Below are 19,584 nucleotides of genomic sequence, written 5' to 3'. Positions count from 1 at the left end.
AAACGGTTTAATAACAAGGCAATAATTTAGATGTGTAGTGCTTTTACATAAAAAATTATTAACGCAGCTAGAGAACCGTTTAACCAGCTTTAAGCTTAAAAGCTATAAGTGTAGCCCATCTGTACTGTACGTGGCTTACCTGGCTGAATGCCACCGTTTGAACGGTTAGCAACGTATGTTTTATCAAACAAGTTATCAACGCTTAGGTATACTTTTTGATTTTCATCGATTAAGTATTTAGCAGCTAAATCCCATACTACGCGGCTATCAATTGCGTTTAAGCCCGACTCAGTTAAGTTAGCATGCGCATCAGATACGTAACGTATTTGGCTGTTAACTACAAACGTAGAAAACTCAGCGCCTAATGATAACGCTACTTGGTTTTCTGGTACGTAAGGCATTGCATCGCCTTTTTCTACCGCGCCCCAAATTTCTGAATCAAAATCGTTTTTAAACTCAGAGTCTGTGTAGGTATACGTTAATTTAACTGGGAACATAGCTGTATCAGTTGCAAACGTACGTGCTGCACTAAATTCAAAGCCTGCTACTTCTACTTCACCGTAGTTGTATTGGTCGCCAATGTTGTCGTCGCTACAACCAACCGCTGCAGTACAGTTACCGTGCATGTTGTCGTAGTCTGAGTAAAAGGCAATTACTTCACCGCTAAAGCCATCCATATTAAAGCGAGAGCCAAACTCAATGTTTACACTTTCTTCTTCTTCTTGGTCTGCATTACCTGGTGCTGCTGGTGCATAACCTTTTTGAATGCCCGCAAGTAGCGTTACGTTTTCGTTAAGCGTGTAAGTAGCACCTAACGACGGAACTAAAATTTCAGTGTCGTTCGACACATCTTTAGTTAAACCGTTACTGCGTGTTGGATCTGATTTAGACCACTCTTCACGCGTAATGGTAATGTCTTCATAGCGAAGACCTGCACTTACTACTAATGCATCAATTGTCCACTCGTCTTGAATAAACAAGGTGCTTGCTTCTGCGCTATCTACACGGTTGCTGTCTGAGCCGGGAACGCCTTGCTCTGTAAGCGTTAAGCTCAAGTCTTGATTAAGAGTGTAGGTATCTTGCCACTGAAAACGATCCATTTCGTCTTCGTGGTAACGTACGCCAACAGTCACATAATGATCGCCTGCAGGAATATGTAATTCAGACTGAATACCTTTAGCTTGGTAATCGCGGTTATTAGCTTTAACACCAATACCTTCAATGCCTTCGCTTGTTGGGTTTGCTTCAAAATCGCTGTACTGCTCAAGAGTACTTAAACCTACGCTGCTGGCTTTATACCAGTTACGATGAAAATCGTTTAAGTAAGCCGTAGCTAAAAGTTCATAACCATCACCAAAACGGTACGCGTAGTTAAGTTGGTATGCGTTGTGGCGAGTATTCATTTCATCGTTTTGCGATGCAGCATAACGACGGTAAGGACTTTTTTGGTAGTCTTCGTCTGTTAAGCCCATATATGTTTCGTCTGATGTTTCGTCAGAGTACTTAATTTTTAGCTCTAAATTATGCGCATCGTTTTGACCAAACGTATGGCCAAACTTTAATAGTAAATCTGTTTTTTCAAAGCCGGTGTTGTCATTGCCTACTGGCAGCTCTTTAAAACCATCTGCGCCGTAAGTAAATACTTCAATTAAGCCTGCTGTGTTGTTTTTTTCTTTACCGAAGTAAGCGTGACCTTTGTAGTAACCATCACCACCAAGGGCTGCATCTACCATACCTTTTGAGCTATTTGGCTCAGTAGGTAAGCTGCGCGAAAGTAAGTTTAAAACACCACCCGTAGTACGCGGGCCATACTTAACTGATGCCGCGCCTTTTAATACTTCAATAGACTCCATACGACCCATAGTAGGGAAGTAGTAAGCAGAAGGTGCAGAGTATGGTGCTGGTGCAACTAATACACCGTCTTCCATTACTGATATTTTATCGTTACGGCCAGTACCTGTGCCGCGCATACCAATATTAGGGCGAAGGCCGTAGCCGTCTTCTTCTTGTACGTAAACGCCCGGAACAGACGCTAAAACGCGAGAAATATCAGTAAATTTGAATTTTTGAAGTTCTTCATCAGAAATAAACGTAGCCGAACCAGGAATGTCGTTAATTGCTTGTTCTGAGCCAATAACAGTAATTTGTTCAAAGCGTTGTTCTTTATCGCTGGTGTCTTTTGCTATTGCAGTAGCACTAAAAGACAAAGCAACCGCAGTTGCCAAAGTAGATACTAAAAACTTAGGGTTCATTCTGTTCCTAATCATGTCAATTATCTTAATTGGCGTAATTTGAACACGTTAACGAATACGAATCAATGTTATTAACTATTTAATTATTCAGTTTAATAGAACTAAAAACACCTACTTATGCAACTTAGTTAACTAAATTGTTTCTTTTGTATTACTTCACAACTCATAAACTAATTATAAAGTTTTGATTAGCTATAACCTAAACGTAGCGCTATAAACTCCGCGAGCTTATCTACGGCATGATCAGATTCACCCGAACTTTTAATTAAACTAATACCAATATTGCCAAGAGCCGGTAAATGTTTGGTTTGAACTTGATAGTTAAGCTCACTCGGTACTGTGCTTTTAGCAAGTACGGTAATGCCTAAGCCTTCTTTTAATGCAGCAATAAGGCCGGTTAAATCTGCGTTGCTATAGACAATACGGTATTTTATGCCCGCATTTTTTAATGCATCAATTGCACGGCGACGATAAATACACCCCTCTGGGGCAGTAACTAGCGTAACCACGTCGTTTTGCGCAAGTGACAGGTCGCCCACCCACACCAGTTCGTCTTGCATAAAAATAGGAAACTTATCAGAGTTAAGTCGCTCATTGAGCGCAAGTACTAAATCGAACTGATCTTGCCTTGAGGCCGAAAGTAAATGTTTACTTAAACGCGATTTAACCTCTAACGATACCTCAGGGTAGAGCGCCACAAAGTCGCCAATGATAGAAGGTAAAATGCGCGCTGCAAATTCGCTCGGAATACCCAAGCGCACTTTACCCGCGATATTTTCTGAGGTGAACTGCTGCAAAATAGCATCGTTGTGTTGCATCATTTGTTTTGCCATAGGCAATAATAGCTCGCCGTACTGGTTTAATACTTGGCGCTGTCCTTGTTTTTTAAATAGTTTATAGCCAAGCACGTCTTCTAGGCGCTTTATTTGCAAACTAACAGCTGGTTGCGACAGGCCAAGTAAATCGCCTGCTTTAGCAAAACCACCTATTTCAACTACCATTACAAAAGTACGTAAAGCATCGGTTGATATGTTTTTCATATTTAAAATTACAATTTATATAGCAATACATATAAGTATTATTTATCAATTGATAAAAAATTACAATTTGTTGTTGGTAGGCGTGGGCAATATACTTTTATAATCGAAAATACACAGGTATTTGTTATGACTTTTAACCCAATAATGTTTGCCCGCCACAGCAACGCAAGTAGTGCGGTTACTAACGCTTTGCAAACTAACAACAATCACGTTGTAATGGATTTTAGCGGCACCGAAACCAGTGTATTTTTAAGTACCATTTTAGGCCTTGATTTAACAATGCTTACCGCCAGCGGTTTAGGCTTAAAAGGCACACTAGATGGCGACTATAATTCTGACTACAGCTTTGCTGTTTATTACTTTAGCGAAACCGCTTTTAGATTCGTACTGCCACACAACGCAAGCCTTCAACTACAAGCACTTATAAACGAGCAACAACTACGTTTTGATATTGATTATGTAGTACGCACCGACCTAGCAAGTTTTATTTTAAGTGGCGACAACGCCTTTGATACCCTAGTTAATGCTTTTAAATTAACACCAGGTTTGCGCTTATCAAATGCGCAACTATGCTACGGTGCGCAAAGTGGTGATGTATTTATTACCGCCATTGATAAAAACGACGAACAACACTTTGTATTAGTCGCTAAACAACAAGAATTACAAAAATGGCAAAGCTACATGCAAGCGCAAGGTTTTGCACTTATGCATAGTGAAGCCGCATAACGAATACAAACAACAGGTGAACATAACAATGTTTGCCTGTTTTTAATTGCGATTAAGCAATTAAAGTCTATTTAAGCCACGCCCTAAACAGGGTTAATTTAAACGTGAAGGAATGTTATGACTTCTAAAACTGTACTACATGCTAAGCACCTAGAAGCGGGCGCTAAAATGGTTGATTTTCATGGCTGGGAAATGCCAATCAACTACGGCTCACAAATAGAAGAACACAATAGCGTGCGTACCGACGCAGGCATGTTTGACGTATCACACATGACCATTGTTGATATTGAAGGGCCTCAAGCACAAGCATTTTTACGTAAGCTAGTAGCTAACGACGTTGCAAAATTAACCGTACCAGGCAAAGCGCTTTACACAGGCATGCTTAACGAGCAAGGCGGTGTAATAGACGACTTAATTATTTATTTCTTTAGCGAAACGTTTTACCGCCTAGTTGTTAACTCAGCAACACGCGAAAAAGATCTAGCGCATTTAGCTAACGTATCGAGCGACTTTGACGTAACCGTTACAGAGCGCCCAGAGTTTGCAATGATTGCAGTACAAGGCCCTAACGCTAAAGCAAAAACAGCCACGCTTTTAAATGCTGAGCAACAAGCAGCTGTTGAAGGTATGAAGCCGTTTTTTGGTGTTCAAGTAGGTGATTTATTTATTGCCACAACGGGTTATACTGGCGAAGACGGTTACGAAATAGTAGTACCGAACGACCAAGCAGCCGATTTATGGCAACAACTGCTAGACGCAGGGGTTAAGCCTGCTGGTTTAGGTGCACGCGACACGCTACGTTTAGAAGCAGGTATGAACCTTTACGGCCTAGATATGGACGAAAGCGTATCACCACTTGCAGCTAACATGGCATGGACCATTGCATGGGAACCAGAAGATCGCGACTTTATTGGTCGTGACGTACTTGTTAAGCAACGCGCAGAAAAAAGCACTGACAAACTAGTTGGCTTAGTGTTTGAAGAAAAAGGCGTGTTGCGTAGCGGTTCTAAAGTAATTGTTGACGGTGGGGAGGGTGTTATTACCTCAGGTACTTTCTCACCAACACTTGGTTTTAGTGTAGCCCTTGCACGTGTACCACGTTCAACAGGGGATACAGCTCAAGTAGAAATGCGTAAAAAATTAGTAAACGTTAAAGTAGTAAAGCCTAGCTTTGTACGTAACGGTAAATCAATAATTTAAATAATTTGGTTATACCAATCACAATAATTATTGCGATTGGTATCCTCCCAATATAAACCAAAGGACAAATAAAATGAGCAACATTCCTAGCGAGTTAAAATACGCACCTTCACACGAGTGGGTTCGCAACGAAGGTGACGGTACATTTACTGTTGGTATTTCTGAGCATGCACAAGAACTTCTTGGCGACATGGTATTTGTTGAATTACCAGAAGTTGGCGACGAAGTAGACGCTGGCGAAGACTGTGCAGTAGCAGAGTCGGTTAAAGCAGCATCAGACATTTACGCACCTATCAGTGGCGAAATTGTTGCTATTAACGAAGAGCTTGAAGATTCACCTGAAACAGTAAACAACGACGCTTACGGCGACGGTTGGTTATTCCGTATTAAAGCATCTGACGAGTCTGAGCTAGACAACTTATTAGACGCTGAAGGTTACTCGCACACTATCGACGAAGAATAATAATTTTTTGAAGATAACTAAAAGCCCCGTTTAATGTATAAAAATGGGGCTTTTATGATTTTACAGCGCACAACCCCATACTGAGTGAGCTGTTAAATCGTCAAATATTTTAATTAATGCTAGTTACCCATTAGCATTTAGGATCATAGGAATCTGGATTCATGTCAAACGCCAAATCTCTTGAAGAACTAGAGCAAAAGCAAGATTTTATTCGCCGCCATATTGGGCCAAGCCCAGCACAAGTAAGCGATATGCTAAGTGCTTTAGAAGTATCGAGTGTGCAAGAGCTCATTGACCAAACTGTACCGGCTAGCATTCGCTTAGAGCAGCCATTAACAGTTGGACAAAGCCGTACTGAAGTTGAAACACTAAGCTACCTAAAATCAGTAGCAAGCAAAAATAAAGTTTTCAAATCGTACATTGGCCAAGGCTACCACCCAACTAACGTACCGCACGTAATTTTACGTAACGTACTAGAAAATCCAGGTTGGTATACAGCGTACACACCGTATCAGCCAGAGATTGCACAAGGGCGTTTAGAATCATTATTAAACTTCCAAACTATGACCCTAGATTTAACCGGTCTTGATTTAGCAAGCGCGTCATTACTTGACGAATCAACAGCCGCTGCAGAGGCTATGGGCCTTGCAAAACGCGTATCAAAAGCTAAAAAAGCCAATGCCTTTTTTATCGCAGACGACGTACACACACAAACAATCGACGTAGTAACAACGCGTGCCGAGCAGTTTGGTTTTGAAATAATTGTAGGTAAAGCAGAAGATGCCGTAAACCACGACATTTTTGGCGCATTGTTCCAATACCCAACCACATCAGGCGAAGTGGTAGACATAACGGACCTAATTGCTGGCGTACAAAGCAAAAAGGCCATTGCCTGTGTTGCTGCCGACATAATGAGTTTATTACTATTAAAAGCACCGGGTAAACTAGGCGCAGACGTAGTACTTGGTTCGGCTCAGCGTTTTGGCGTACCTATGGGTTACGGCGGTCCTCATGCTGCATTTTTTGCAACACGTGATGCATACAAACGTTCATTACCAGGTCGTATTATTGGTGTATCTAAAGACCGTTTAGGTAACGACGCACTACGTATGGCAATGCAAACGCGCGAACAACACATTCGCCGCGACAAAGCCAATTCAAACATTTGTACAGCGCAGGTATTACTTGCCAACATGGCAGCGTTTTACGCGGTGTACCACGGCCCACAAGGCTTAAAAACTATCGCGCAGCGTATACATCGCTTTGCTGATATTTTAGCAACTGGCCTAAAAGCTAAAGGCATCGCACTTAAGCACAGCACGTGGTTTGATACGCTAACAATTGCAGATGACAGTAAAGACGACGTAATAGCACGTGCAATTGCAAAAGGCGTAAACTTTGCAACAAACCACGAAGGCGAGTACTCAATTTCGGTATCAGAGACAACAACACGTGCCGATGTAGCTGAGTTATTCGATATTATTTTAGGCGAAAGCCATGGCCTAAGTGTTGACGCTATTGCAGCCGACGTTGAAGCAAATGGCAGCGAGTCAATTCCTGCAAGTTTAGTACGTGATGACGAAATACTAACGCATCCAAACTTTAACAGCTACCACAGTGAAACAGATATGCTTCGCTACATTAAGCGACTAGAAAGCAAAGACTTATCGCTTAATCACTCAATGATCTCGTTAGGCTCATGTACCATGAAACTAAACGCGACCGCAGAGATGATCCCAATTACGTGGCCTGAGTTTGCAAACCTTCACCCATTCTGCCCGCTAGATCAGGCAGAGGGTTACCAAATAATGATTGGCGAGCTACACGACTGGCTAGTAAACATTACCGGTTACGATGCAGTATCACTTCAGCCAAACTCTGGCGCGCAAGGTGAATACGCAGGCTTAATCGCGATTCGTAAATACCACGAGTCACGAGGGGATGCACACCGTAATGTATGTTTAATCCCAAGCTCTGCGCACGGTACTAACCCTGCATCAGCGCAAATGGCGAGCATGAAAATTGTGGTAGTTAACTGCGACAAAAACGGTAACGTAGACATGGCCGACCTTAAAGCGAAAGCTGAGGAAGTGTCTGAAAACCTGTCGTGTATCATGATCACATACCCGTCTACGCACGGCGTATACGAAGAAACAATTCGCGAGATTTGTGACATTATTCATGAGCACGGCGGCCAAGTTTACATGGACGGCGCAAACATGAACGCGCAAGTTGGCGTAACAAGCCCAGGCTTTATTGGCTCAGACGTATCGCACTTAAACTTGCACAAAACGTTTTGTATTCCACATGGTGGCGGTGGTCCAGGTGTTGGCCCAATTGGTGTTAAATCGCACCTTGCGCCGTTTATGCCAAACCACAGCGTAATTAACGTACCAGGTACTAACATCGGTAACGGTGCGGTATCGGCAGCGCCTTATGGCTCAGCCGCTATTTTACCTATTTCATGGGCTTACATCACCATGATGGGGAGCGAGGGCTTAAAACAAGCCACTGAAATGGCAATTGTTAATGCTAACTACTTAACGCATGAGCTAAGCAAGCACTTCCCAATTTTATACCGTGGTCGTAACAACCGTGTTGCTCACGAATGTATTGTTGACCTGCGCCCGCTTAAAGAGCAATCAGGCATTACTGAAATGGACGTAGCTAAGCGCTTGCAAGATTACGGCTTCCATTCACCCACTATGTCGTTCCCAGTAGCTGGCACATTAATGATTGAGCCAACTGAGTCTGAGTCAAAAGGCGAAATTGACCGCTTTATCGAAGCAATGGTGTCGATTAAAGGCGAAATTGAAAAAGTAATCTCTGGCGAATGGTCAATCGAAAACAACCCGCTAGTGTTTGCACCGCATACACAAGCTGATGTGTTAGGTAACGAATGGGACCGCGCATACGACCGTTTTTACGCTGCATTCCCAGTGCCTGCAGTGTCTAAAAACAAGTTCTGGCCAACCGTTACACGTATAGACGACGTATACGGCGACCGTAACTTAGTATGTTCATGCCCAGCGGTTGAGACTTATCGTGACTAAGAACCGAGGCTAATTTTTTGACCTTTAATGGGTAGTGAGTTCCATTATAGTTTGGGAATTTGTCAAAATTATAAAAGCCGTTGCAGCAATGCAACGGCTTTTTTGTGCATAGTAATTCGTCATAAATAATATGCGCGTAGGTTGGGAATAGTGAAACGAAACCCAACAAATCACAAATATACTTACTCGCTCAAAAGCCAAGAGTATGTGTTATTTATTGTAGGCGTTTAGCTTGCTGACGCGTTGATTGTTAAATCAAAATTCGGTATCCCTTAAATAAAATTGCACGCATGTAGCCTTTGGGCTACAATTGTTTAATGAAATATCGTATTAAGAAAACCGACGAGTTCGATAAATGGCTTAAAAAGCTCAAAGATCGTCAAGCTTTTATGGCAATAGCTAAACGTATTACACGTGCCATAAATGGAAACTTTGGCGATAGTGAATCTGTTGGTGGTGGCATATCTGAAATGCGAATTTTCGTAGGGAAAGGCTATCGTGTTTATTACATAATTAGAGGCGGTGAAGTTATTTTACTACTCAATGGTGGACACAAAGGCACACAAGGTAAAGACATTACCAAAGCAAAAGCTCTTTTAAGTGAATTGGAGTAATTACTATGACGCTACAAACATCAGATTTTAACCCGTTTGACTATATGGAAACACAGCAAGAAATTAATACATTTTTAGAAGAGTGTTTAGCTGATGATGATCCAAATACCTTTATTGAAGCACTTGGCTTATTAGTAAAAAAACATGGCGTGAGTGATATTGCTAAAGCAACGGGGTTAAACCGTGAAAGCTTATATAAAGCCGTTAACGGTAAAACCAAGCCACGTTGGGAAACTATTTTTAAAGTGATGAAAGCACTTAACTTTCGCCTTACAACACAAGTTGCATAAGCTGGATTGAGTGAAACGAAACCCAACGAATCACAAATATACTTACTCGCTTAAAAGCCAAGAGTATGTGTTATTTATTGTAGGCGTTTAGCTTGCTGACGCGCGGGCGGCAACCTGAATAAGTATTTGAATAGGTGTTTGAGGTTACCATCACCGATAATGTGAATGCGTTTGGTACTTCTGAAATTAGAAACCTTATTCAAGGTTTTGTCGCGCTGGCGACGACAGCCAAAGAGGGGCTGCCGCTGGTCCCTCTCTGAAACCAAAGGGGTCAAATCTTGACTTCATACATCAGTAGAAACCAAAGTAGAGAAACCAAAGGGGTCAAATCTTGACTTCATACATCAGGAGAAACCAAAGGGGTCAAATCTTGACTTCAAGAGAAACCAAAGGGGTCAAATCTTGACTTCATACATCAGGAGAAACCAAAGGAGAAACCAAAGGGGTCAAATCTTGACTTCATACATCAGTGGTCTAGATTTATAGTTTATTGCTCATTGAGTTTATTATTATGTCTAGACCGCTGCGAATAGAGTATGAAAATGCGTTTTATCATGTAATGAATCGCGGAAGAGGGCGTGAAAATCCCTTTTTGAGTGATGACGATTTTAAGCATTTTTTATACTGCATTGAGCAAGCAAGCCTTCGTTTTAATATTGAAGTGCATTCGTATTGCTTAATGACCAATCATTATCACCTACTTATAAAAACTCCTGATGCAAATTTAGGCAGGGCCATGAAACATATTAATGGTCTCTATACGCAATATTTTAATAGAACACACAATACAGACGGTGCACTGTTTAGAGGTCGCTATAAGGCTGTGCTGGTGGATGCTGATAATTACTTACTACACGTTAGTCGTTACATACATCGTAACCCAATAGAAACAAGTACACCGTTAGTAGATGAACTCATTGACTATAAATGGTCTAGCTACTCAGCCTTCATCAAAAAAGCGGTGACACCGAAATGGCTAGTTCGAGACTTTATATTTTCGCTTCAAGGAAAAAGTCGTAAATATGCTGCGTATAAACAGTTTGTTGAATATGAAAACAATAAAGAAATAAGTGCTTTTTATGGTGCTAAAAAGTTATTTTCGGTGTTGGGCGGCGATGAATTTATTCAGAATATTAAGGAGTATATTGCAAAATCAGACAACGAAAAAAGCGTTGTTTTTCAGAGGCGTTCAACTGATGATGTTATTGCGTACTTAGCTAAATATTTTTATATAGATGCACATGATATTGTAACGGTTAAAAAAGGGCGTAAAGAGAAAAACTTACCTCGTATGTTTGCCATAAAGTTGTGCCAAGATTTAACAGGGCAAAATTTGAAAGTGTTAGCCGTTGTTTTTAATGTTCAACATTATTCAGCCATTTCTCAAACGGTATGTAGGCTAAATAAGTTAATAATTAAAGATGATAAGGTCAACTTACAGTTCGAAAAACTTCGAGATAGTTTGATATATGAAGTCAAGATATGACCCCAAGCCTAGCGACCCCAAGCCTAGCCTTTACCTGACCCCGAGCCTACCGACTCCAAGCCTAGCCTTGCAAACCTTCACAGACCACAAGCCCTTTGACCCTAAACTCACTCAACTTCCTTGGATGAAATATAGAAATATGAAACGATAAACTCAGCTAGAATAGCCAGTGATAGAATAAGTAGCAGCAAAAGATCTGGCACTGTAAAAAGAGCAACTACAGGCAAAGCTATACCTAGCCCTAGCGCTGTACCGCAGTGGATTGTATATAAGATAAATAGTTTACTTATTCCGTTTTCAGAGGCGATGTTTGTAGGCTTAGTGAATTTAATTTTCCCATAATAAATTAATGTAACTAAGCCTAATATAATAAGCCCTATCATTTTGGCTCGCTAATACTTATAAGATATAGCTCATTTAAATTTTTCTCTTCACAAACTAAGGTCATTGTACGGACTCCACTTGTTAACACGGTAATTAAGGCCGGAAATATCACAAATTTCAGTGTTGTTGTTTCAACTTGGCCGGCGAGCTCGGCTATTAATTCATTGTTTGAGATTGAATACTGCTTTTCCGCTTGCTTTCATTCAACTTTATAAACCTCTAGTAAAATTCGCCTATTATGGGAGCTGATCCTACAAAAGTTCTTATATCTAAACTAACAAAGCTTAGAGCAGAAGAAACCCTATTACTACTTCTTTACAGCTGGTTAAAATAAAGGGCAATGTTATTGCCCTTTTTTACGCCCTTAAATTGGTAGTTATAAACTATAGCGCAATTAAGCTTTGCTCTAGCATTGCCTTTATTTGTTTTACTATTTTAGCTTCTGTTTCTGGTTCGAATTGTTGTATACGAGGGGTGTGAATATGCCCTGTAGGTATACTTGAATTAAGCGCATCGCGCAGGCGAATACTTCGGTACGATATTTCGTTAGACAGGTAACCACCGCCGCCACCATTAACCGCAATACTATTTTTGAGCTCGCCGTACGAAGGCGCTTTATAGGTTTTTTCAAGCGTGGTGACTTCGTGATTGTCGATAACCTTATAAGGGCCTTTAGCTTGTTGCATGTAACTTACAGGCAAGCTAAATTTTACAAACTCGTTGCCAGGGAGTGGTCGGCCATTAAGCTTTGGTATTACTGGGCTTGTTTGCGTTCCGCCATACACAATATTGGCATTATCTGGGGCAGTTACACTGCGGCGTTTACCCGGAAAGTGCTCTAAATCAAATTCTGTTCTGCCCATGCTTACGGTTACTACCATGTCTACATTATTAAGTGCGTAGTAGGGGGCAAGTAGTGATTCTATTATACCTTGATCAAAGTCTTCGTAGCGTACAGGCACCATAACGGTGTTAATTTCTGCACTCACGCCGTTGTAATTAATAACTTGGCCGTCGAGTAATAACGCCGCAACACCTGAGGGGTTACTTTGGTTTATATTTCTATCGAGTAAAAATGGGTCAAAGCCTGTAAGTAATATTTTTTTAGTACTGCCTGATGAAAAAGCAAGGTCGGTACGGCCTCTGCTGCCTTCCTCAAGTAGGGTTAGTAAAGTATTTAGTTGAGCCTGCGTAATTGAAAATTTAGGCGATGCTGTGCGTATTACTTTGCTTGAAAGCAGGCGTGCCCAGTAAAGCTCTCGGTCGTCGTAATTATTGGTTTTTACTATGCGTTGCTTGGCGTTTTCCCACAGTTCAAAGCTAAAGCTTTGCACTAATATTTTTGCACTTTTAAAGTCGTTTAACTCTTTAAATTGTTGCTCAAAACTTGATACTTGTGGGGTAAATGCATTTAAAACACTTGGCATAGCTGTTTGGGCTTTGTTGATACGCTGTTCTTCAACAGTTAAAGGGTTACTTAAAACAGCGAATGAAGAGGCAATTAAGCTGGTCGCTAGTAATACTTTGATCATGATACTCCTAAGATAAAGCGATTGTTTTATGTGTAATTTACTATCCTACGATTGCTAACTAAGCGCAACCAATTAACGTTGAATCGACTGATATTTGCTTTTGCAGTGCATTCGTATTTTTTAATGGCCAATTGGCATCATCGGCTAATAAAAATCCTTGAGTCAAAATTGATCTTTGTGGGTTTTACTTTAAGTTTTAATCAAAAGTAAAAAGCCGCTGCAGTAATGCAGCGGCTTTTCATTATGGTTTTATGCGCTTCGGCTACACGAGCGAAAGGCCTTATATCCCTTTAAAACCCTCTATTAATCGTCAGGTCCTTTTAAGGTAAACACTAAATGTTTACGCATATCTTTTAAAATCACGCCCTTTTTAAGCATTGCGCCGCTTAAGCGTTTTTGCCACTTTAATAAGTCAGGCTCTGCGGCAGCTAAGGCTTGCTCGTTTTCAAACTGAAAGCACAGCAGTAGTGAACTTGGAAATAAGTGATATTCCACATCAAACCAGCATTGCAGCATACCTGGGAGCTCAGCGCGGCCTTGTTCTTCTAATTTTTCAGCTGTATTAAGCACAAGTGCTTGCTGCTTTATTTGCACTGCAGAGAGTTTTTTCATTAATAAAATCCAAGTTAGCGGCTAAAAAATGCAGCCGGAATGCGGCCATTATACGCAAGCTTGTAGGCAGGCAACAACTTTGAAAGGGAGTTAATGTTTAATAGAGTGTATCAGCTTAAAATTTAGGAGTGCATGTCGGAAGGCGCCTTCGGCTTTTCCAACCTACGTAGGTCGGATAAGCGGCGCAGCCGTACCATCCGACATTTAAAGTTTCATCATAGAACCCTAATTTGGGTATTAATTTTAACGCGTGTTTTAACTCAATGATTAAAAGCCTTATTCAAGGTTTTGCCAAGTTGCTTGCAACAACTAGGGAGTGGTTGTCGCAAGCCGCTTTTAGAGCCTCAACGCATTACGCGCTTAATACTTATAAGAGGTATTAATTGAGTCGGTTTATTTGGATCGGCGCTTGTCTAGTACATAACGTACGGCCATTCGTGCAACCCCCGCACCAATACCTGAGACTACTGCCCATGTAACGGCCTCTTTTAGATCTGTTTCTTCGCTTGGTCTATCTTTTGGGGCTGGTTCATTGGTAACCTTTTCCCACGATTTTTGTAAAGTTTTCCTTGTTAACATACCTGCTGATGCTGCGGCCAGACCTATACCTATCGTCGTAATTAGCTGTTTATTACTCATATTACCCTCGATTATTTAGTTGTAGCGTGAGTTATCAATATGTAACTCTTTAAGTAAGAACAGTAGTACCAGCAATTTACATACCGATAGGATCGTAAAGCTTTTAAATTGGGTTATTTTAAAACCTACACTTTAATATTCTCACGCTAAAACTAGATTTAACTAAGCCTAAAAAGCCAAATAATGAACTAAGCAAGGGTAAGGTGCTCTTACTAAGTAGGTATTGATGGAAAGTCTATTTGCAGCTGTATTTGCAAGTATCGACGTAATCTTTATTTTAGTTTTAATATTAAAGAATAAATAACCTGTTGTTTTTAGTTTTCTTTAAACCTTTAATATAATTAATTTTTATAATATATTTGAGTCAATAAAAATTTAGTGAACTCTAAATTATTGATTAAAAACCTCCCATTTAAAAGGACTTAATTAGTTATGCATAATGATGCAATTCCAGGCGTTGAATTTATCGATAACGCTAATCAAAGAACTCCATGTGTGTTGGTGCTAGATGCTTCTGGCTCAATGGCTGGTGAGCCTCTAAAGCAGCTCAACCTTGGTCTTAAAGTTTTTGAAGAACAATTAAAAAGTGATTTGTCTGCCGCATTAAAAGTGCAGGTTCTTGTATTAGCTGTTGGAGGTCATGATGATGTAGAGGTAATACAGCCATGGGTAGATGCTGTAGATTTTAAAGCACCAACAATTGAAGCCGGAGGCTTAACCCCATTAGGTGCAGGAATGACGACGGCACTTAATGAGGTACAACAACAAAAGTTAGTATATGACGAGAATGGTATTTCAAGTACTCGACCTTGGATCATCGTATTATCTGATGGCTGTCCGACAGATTTGGATTGGGAACAATCAGCTGATGCGTGCCGTAAAGCTGAAGAAGATAAAAAAGTTGTTATTTTTCCAGTCGGTACTGAAGGCGCAGATTTTGCAGCGCTGGGGCAGTTTTCTAATAAATCAGCAAAAAAATTGAAAGGATTAAATTTTACAGAACTTTTTGTTTGGCTTAGTCGTTCTATGGCAACAGTATCAGCAAGTGTTCCTGGTCAAAAAGTGCGCCTTCCTTCAGCCGATGAGTGGGCTGAGGTTGAGATTTAATGGCTGGGCGATTTCTTGGCTGCTCAGTTACTGGTTCATCGCATATTGATGGCAAGATACCTTGCCAAGACGCTTGGCAAGTAAAAAAAACGGCAATGGGACTTGTCGCTTGTGTATCTGATGGAGCAGGCTCTGCGCAATATTCACATCTAGGCTCAAAGCAATTAATTGATAAAGTATGTGAAGCATTAGCTCAAGAAAAAACGATTGGCGAAAGCGCAATAGTAAGCTTAAAAACTGCAATTAGTGAAGCTCGAAAGTGCGTTGCCCTGCAAGGTGAAATATCGGATTATCATGCCACCTTATGTGGCGTGGCAACTTCTCATGAGGGAAGTTTAGTGTTTCATATTGGTGATGGGATTGTTATTGGTATTAACCCTGAAGATTGGTCTGATTTTATTGTCAGCGAACCTGAAAATGGCGAATTTGCCGAAACCACTTATTTTTTTACTTTACCTGATTGGCAATCTCACTTACGTATTATGTGTGCTCCAGAACGTTATAAACTCTGGTTTTTAATGTCTGATGGCGCGGCTAGTTTTGCTGCATTAACAAATCCTTATAGACCCACAACTAACTTTTTGTTACCGATACACAATTACTTAGCTAGTGTAGATGACGCAACAGGACGCCACGCACTAAAAAACACTTTAAATGATCCTCGTACCAATAGTATTACAAACGATGATAAAACCTTAGTTTGGTTATTGAATGAGTAATAGCGTAAACCTAATTTATCTTGATGGAAAAACAGCGCAAGTACAGTACAAAAAAAAGCCGATTAATAGCGGTGCTGATGGCACTATTTACGCTACTATTGACAACAAGTTAGCTTTAAAAATTTATCATGATCCAAACAAAGATATGCAACGGCAAGATAAATTGTGGCAGATGTTGTCGAATGCGCCGACAGCAGAGGGAATTTGTTGGCCTGTTGCCGTTATAAGTGATAAAAAAAATAACTTTATTGGTTATGCAATGCCTCTACTTGATTTAAGTCGTTGCTACACTATTGAAATGTTACTTTCTAAACGCTTGCGTGAGTCATTAAAAATAACCGACAGTTATAAGTTTAGGGTTACCGTTGCGATTAGTTTAGCGAGCAAGGTCGCAGAGCTTCACCGTTTGGGTCATTATATTATTGATTTAAAACCAGCAAACTTATCTTTTGATAAGCACACTGGTGATGTAATGGTTTTAGATTGCGACGGCTTTTCGATTAAAGGTGATAAAAAGAGATTTAAGGGGCATCAATATACGTCTGGTTATATTGCCCCCGAAGCTTTTGGCGGTAAAATACCACCTGAAAAATTAGGAGTCGGTCAAGATTTATTCGCGTTGACTACAATACTTTTTCAGCTGTTAAATAACGGTTTACACCCATTCCAAGGCGTATCTAAAGATGGATATTCTTTACCAAGCGACAACCAAACTAAAATTACTGAGGGCCTTTATCCATATGCAATAAAAGTTCATGCAAAAATAAAGCCTTCTCCGTGGAGTATGCACGCTGATTTCCCTGACGTTTTGTCAAAAGCATTTACTCAAAGTTTAACGAGTAGAGTTCGAACTAAAGCTAATATATGGCAAAAGTTACTACAAGAACAAAGTTTAAAGCTCAAAGTATGTAAACAAAATTCAGATCATGCCTATTGGCAAAAAGCTTGTCCACATTGCCAGCTTAATCAAAAAAAAGCGCAAGTTAAAAAAAATATAAAACCGAATATTAAGTCTGCAGTAAAGCGCAGTGCCCCTATAAATAATTCAAGTCAGTCATCTAGTAATCAAACTAATAGTGGTGTAGGGAAATATATCGTACTTATTACGATTGTATTGATTGTGATTATTGCGGCTAATTTACGTGGCTGTTTTAGCTCTGTATCAACTTATAGCCAGCCGCAAGCAACGCCTTCTCATATACAAACTAAACCAGTAGAAAACAAAGGGGTTAAGTTTGAACATAAAACCGTTCACAAAGCAAAAACGGCCAACTCATTATTAGGTAATGTGACTTATTATAAACATGATATGGTTTTGCTAAATAAGTCGAGAGAATTAGTTGAAATCCCTTTTTATCAGTTAACTGGTTTTAAATCGTCTGACGCTTTTCCGCTCATTAAACACTCTCCCTTTGGTAGAATATTCCCTAGTGATTCACCTCAAGTTAGTTTAAGTAAAATTGATTTTGAAATGGCAGGTAAAAAAGTTGGGCAACTTGAATATCGAAGCGATAGAGTTTACCACTTAGATGATTGGCAGTATGACAGTAATAGTGAGCAAGGTTATGTTTATAACTGTAAATACGATCCCAATATTTGCACGCACGTAACGCAAATAGGTATGCAAAAAAAAGTTAGTTTTAAATTTAATGATTTTAAAGCAGAAAAAAGTTTCCCCGATGAGAATACAGGTGTTTCGGCAGATAGTTATCGACCTTGGCGTTTTAACATCACTGAAAATGGTAAAAAAATTGTCATGCTCAGCAATTTTGAATTAGTTGTTTACGATATTGCCAACCCAAGTAAACCGATAATAAAACAAAGGCTTCCTAAGGAGTGGGATGAGTGGAATGTAACCCGCTTGCTGAGTGTTAATAATGGACAAAGGCTATTTGTCGCTTTGGCTAAAAGTGAGCAATATGGAAAAAATTATCAGGGTTTTGTGACAGAGCTTTTGTTAGTTAACAACACTTATCAAGTCACTACTAATTTTGCTACGTTGCCTGACTCTAATAAAATGTCAGGGGTTGATATTGCAACTAATCTTAAAGGCGATGTATTAGCGATAGGTGAATACATTCAACCTGAGCAAAATAACACAAGGTTCCATATACTTAATACGCCTGTAGAGGTAACCATTGCTCATCCGGTTATTAAATTATGGAAAAAAACAGCGCAAGGCTGGCAGGCTGTCCGCTTGCCAAATGACCAAATAGTCACGTTAAAACAAAATGAACTAAGTCCAGATAAAGTGGTAACTAAAGTAGCAGCAAATATTAGTAGGTCTGTACTTGTGGCGAATTTCAGTTCTGACTCTAAGGTAATGGGCGACCTGAGGTTTAACCGACAATTTATGTTGAGCAAATCAGGCGATGTTTTACTTTCAGGGATCACAGCAAGCAAAAGGCGAGATTACATAAAAGCGAAGGCTTCTATTTTTAAACTAAACTTTTTAGAAAATGAGTTTTTGTTAGCAGCTGAACTAGACAAAACTTATGATCCAATCAACCAATCAAATTCTCCATCTAATACAGCCTATCTTAGTTATTTGAGCGCTAGCTTATCGCACGATGGTAGTCAGGTTGCTTTAGGCTGGTTTGTATTTTTTGACGTTTTATCAAAAAGCAGTAAAACAAGATTTGAAAAGCAACGATATCAACTCGAACTTTTGAATGTTGAAGCAATGAAGGAATAATTCATGCTTCAACTTTAAAATGCATACCACAAGGGCTGTAATGATTGTAATACTGAAATTGATTTTTTATAATACGAGCAAGATTGCTGACTTTATATTTGAACCTCTCTTATATATTTATTTTTAGCCATAACCTTTTTCTTTAAAAGTATACTTGGGCGTTATTGGTTGGTGGGCTTTGTTACTTGCTATATTAAGCGTGTGCTTCATTTCCTAGTAAGGCGCCAATGTAGGCGAGTTCTTCGCTAAAAATACCATTCAAAAGAGCATTTTGATCAATTATTACAGCGTCATTAGGTTGGGCTTTGTATTCTTGCTGGCATCTTGCAAGCTCGATGGATAACCATTGGCAGGCGTTGCTAGCTGTGTTTATTGCTGTTTTTAAAAATGATGACCATTTTACTTTTTGCAAATTAAAGCGATAAAGCATAACTGCAATAGCCCCATAAGCTTGTTGCTCAAGCGAAGGTACATCTTCACTATTTATTGAAAGGCGACTTAAAAGCTTGGTATTAATTAGCGCTTGTTGCAGTGCAGCTTGCTGTGATTGACATAAAAAGTTGTTTTCGTAATCCATGGGTGGCCTATATCTGCTGATAGCAGGGCAATATAAAAAGAAGATTTAGCACAGTATTTTACGATTCATGCGCACCGAAAAATGAACCACAGTGATAACAAAATTAGACTGACTCTTTACTGAATTAATAAAACACAATTGTAACTGGGTAGGGGATTTGAAGAGGATAAACGTCTTTGTTTTAACCTTCAAATC

At 39.9% G+C, this 19,584-nt stretch carries 16 protein-coding genes; 10 read left to right on the top strand and 6 right to left on the bottom strand.

From position 1 onward, the window contains the following. Positions 1–95: 95 nt before the first annotated feature. Together WNY79_RS19110 and WNY79_RS19105 are read right to left on the bottom strand one after the other, a co-directional pair. On the bottom strand, positions 96–2,252 hold the full coding sequence (locus WNY79_RS19110) for a TonB-dependent receptor (protein WP_342876634.1): 2,157 nt from the start codon (positions 2,250–2,252) through the stop codon (positions 96–98). Between the two features lie 188 nt (positions 2,253–2,440). Continuing rightward, positions 2,441–3,292, bottom strand: coding sequence for a LysR family transcriptional regulator (locus WNY79_RS19105; protein ID WP_024599314.1), 852 nt, complete (start codon positions 3,290–3,292; stop codon positions 2,441–2,443). Between the two features lie 126 nt (positions 3,293–3,418). Between WNY79_RS19105 and WNY79_RS19100 the strand changes: the two genes are divergently transcribed. The 7 genes from WNY79_RS19100 (at position 3,419) to WNY79_RS19070 (ending at position 11,124) form a co-directional block, all read left to right on the top strand. Beyond that, positions 3,419–4,018: a hypothetical protein gene (locus WNY79_RS19100; RefSeq protein ID WP_024599315.1), complete on the top strand. Its 600-nt coding sequence runs from the start codon at positions 3,419–3,421 to the stop codon at positions 4,016–4,018. 117 nt (positions 4,019–4,135) lie between these two features. Beyond that, the gene (gene gcvT / locus WNY79_RS19095; protein ID WP_024599316.1) at positions 4,136–5,218 is read left to right on the top strand and encodes a glycine cleavage system aminomethyltransferase GcvT; all 1,083 of its coding nucleotides are present in this window, start codon (positions 4,136–4,138) and stop codon (positions 5,216–5,218) included. 73 nt (positions 5,219–5,291) lie between these two features. Beyond that, positions 5,292–5,681, top strand: a complete 390-nt coding sequence (gene gcvH, locus WNY79_RS19090; protein ID WP_002958029.1) for a glycine cleavage system protein GcvH — start codon at positions 5,292–5,294, stop codon at positions 5,679–5,681. A gap of 161 nt (positions 5,682–5,842) precedes the next feature. Continuing rightward, positions 5,843–8,734: an aminomethyl-transferring glycine dehydrogenase gene (gene gcvP, locus WNY79_RS19085; RefSeq protein ID WP_342876633.1), complete on the top strand. Its 2,892-nt coding sequence runs from the start codon at positions 5,843–5,845 to the stop codon at positions 8,732–8,734. 317 nt (positions 8,735–9,051) lie between these two features. Continuing rightward, the gene (locus WNY79_RS19080) at positions 9,052–9,348 is read left to right on the top strand and encodes a type II toxin-antitoxin system RelE/ParE family toxin (protein WP_165743130.1); all 297 of its coding nucleotides are present in this window, start codon (positions 9,052–9,054) and stop codon (positions 9,346–9,348) included. Positions 9,349–9,353: 5 nt separating this feature from the next. Next, complete coding sequence (locus WNY79_RS19075) at positions 9,354–9,638, top strand: addiction module antidote protein (RefSeq protein ID WP_096793685.1); 285 nt, start codon at positions 9,354–9,356, stop codon at positions 9,636–9,638. 511 nt (positions 9,639–10,149) lie between these two features. Then, positions 10,150–11,124 carry a transposase gene (locus WNY79_RS19070; protein WP_342876632.1) on the top strand — a complete coding sequence of 325 codons (975 nt, stop codon included), beginning with the start codon at positions 10,150–10,152 and terminating at the stop codon, positions 11,122–11,124. A gap of 767 nt (positions 11,125–11,891) precedes the next feature. Here the strand turns inward: WNY79_RS19070 and WNY79_RS19065 are convergent. The 3 genes from WNY79_RS19065 to WNY79_RS19055 form a co-directional block, all read right to left on the bottom strand. Then, on the bottom strand, positions 11,892–13,040 hold the full coding sequence (locus WNY79_RS19065) for a hypothetical protein (RefSeq protein ID WP_342876631.1): 1,149 nt from the start codon (positions 13,038–13,040) through the stop codon (positions 11,892–11,894). 303 nt (positions 13,041–13,343) lie between these two features. Beyond that, positions 13,344–13,652, bottom strand: a complete 309-nt coding sequence (locus WNY79_RS19060) for a hypothetical protein (protein WP_024596321.1) — start codon at positions 13,650–13,652, stop codon at positions 13,344–13,346. A 393-nt stretch (positions 13,653–14,045) separates the two neighbouring features. Continuing rightward, on the bottom strand, positions 14,046–14,291 hold the full coding sequence (locus WNY79_RS19055; RefSeq protein WP_002958040.1) for a DUF4235 domain-containing protein: 246 nt from the start codon (positions 14,289–14,291) through the stop codon (positions 14,046–14,048). Positions 14,292–14,723: 432 nt separating this feature from the next. Here WNY79_RS19055 and WNY79_RS19050 point away from each other — a divergent pair, with 432 nt between their 5' ends. The 3 genes from WNY79_RS19050 (at position 14,724) to WNY79_RS19040 (ending at position 18,812) form a co-directional block, all read left to right on the top strand. After that, positions 14,724–15,398: a VWA domain-containing protein gene (locus tag WNY79_RS19050; RefSeq protein WP_342876630.1), complete on the top strand. Its 675-nt coding sequence runs from the start codon at positions 14,724–14,726 to the stop codon at positions 15,396–15,398. Further along, positions 15,398–16,117 (top strand): PP2C family serine/threonine-protein phosphatase, encoded by a 720-nt coding sequence (locus WNY79_RS19045; RefSeq protein WP_282115210.1) that lies wholly within the window; start codon positions 15,398–15,400, stop codon positions 16,115–16,117. Before WNY79_RS19050 ends, WNY79_RS19045 begins: the two co-directional genes overlap by 1 nt. A gap of 406 nt (positions 16,118–16,523) precedes the next feature. Further along, complete coding sequence (locus WNY79_RS19040; RefSeq protein WP_342876629.1) at positions 16,524–18,812, top strand: hypothetical protein; 2,289 nt, start codon at positions 16,524–16,526, stop codon at positions 18,810–18,812. A gap of 193 nt (positions 18,813–19,005) precedes the next feature. Here the strand turns inward: WNY79_RS19040 and WNY79_RS19035 are convergent, their stop codons facing one another. Further along, entirely contained in the window at positions 19,006–19,389 is a 384-nt protein-coding gene (locus tag WNY79_RS19035; protein WP_342876628.1) for a hypothetical protein, read from the bottom strand. Positions 19,390–19,584: the final 195 nt, after the last annotated feature.

The sequence above is a fragment of the Pseudoalteromonas sp. AS84 genome (assembly GCF_038900255.1).
GTDB lineage: Bacteria > Pseudomonadota > Gammaproteobacteria > Enterobacterales > Alteromonadaceae > Pseudoalteromonas.
This window is presented reverse-complemented; position numbering and strand designations above follow the sequence as displayed.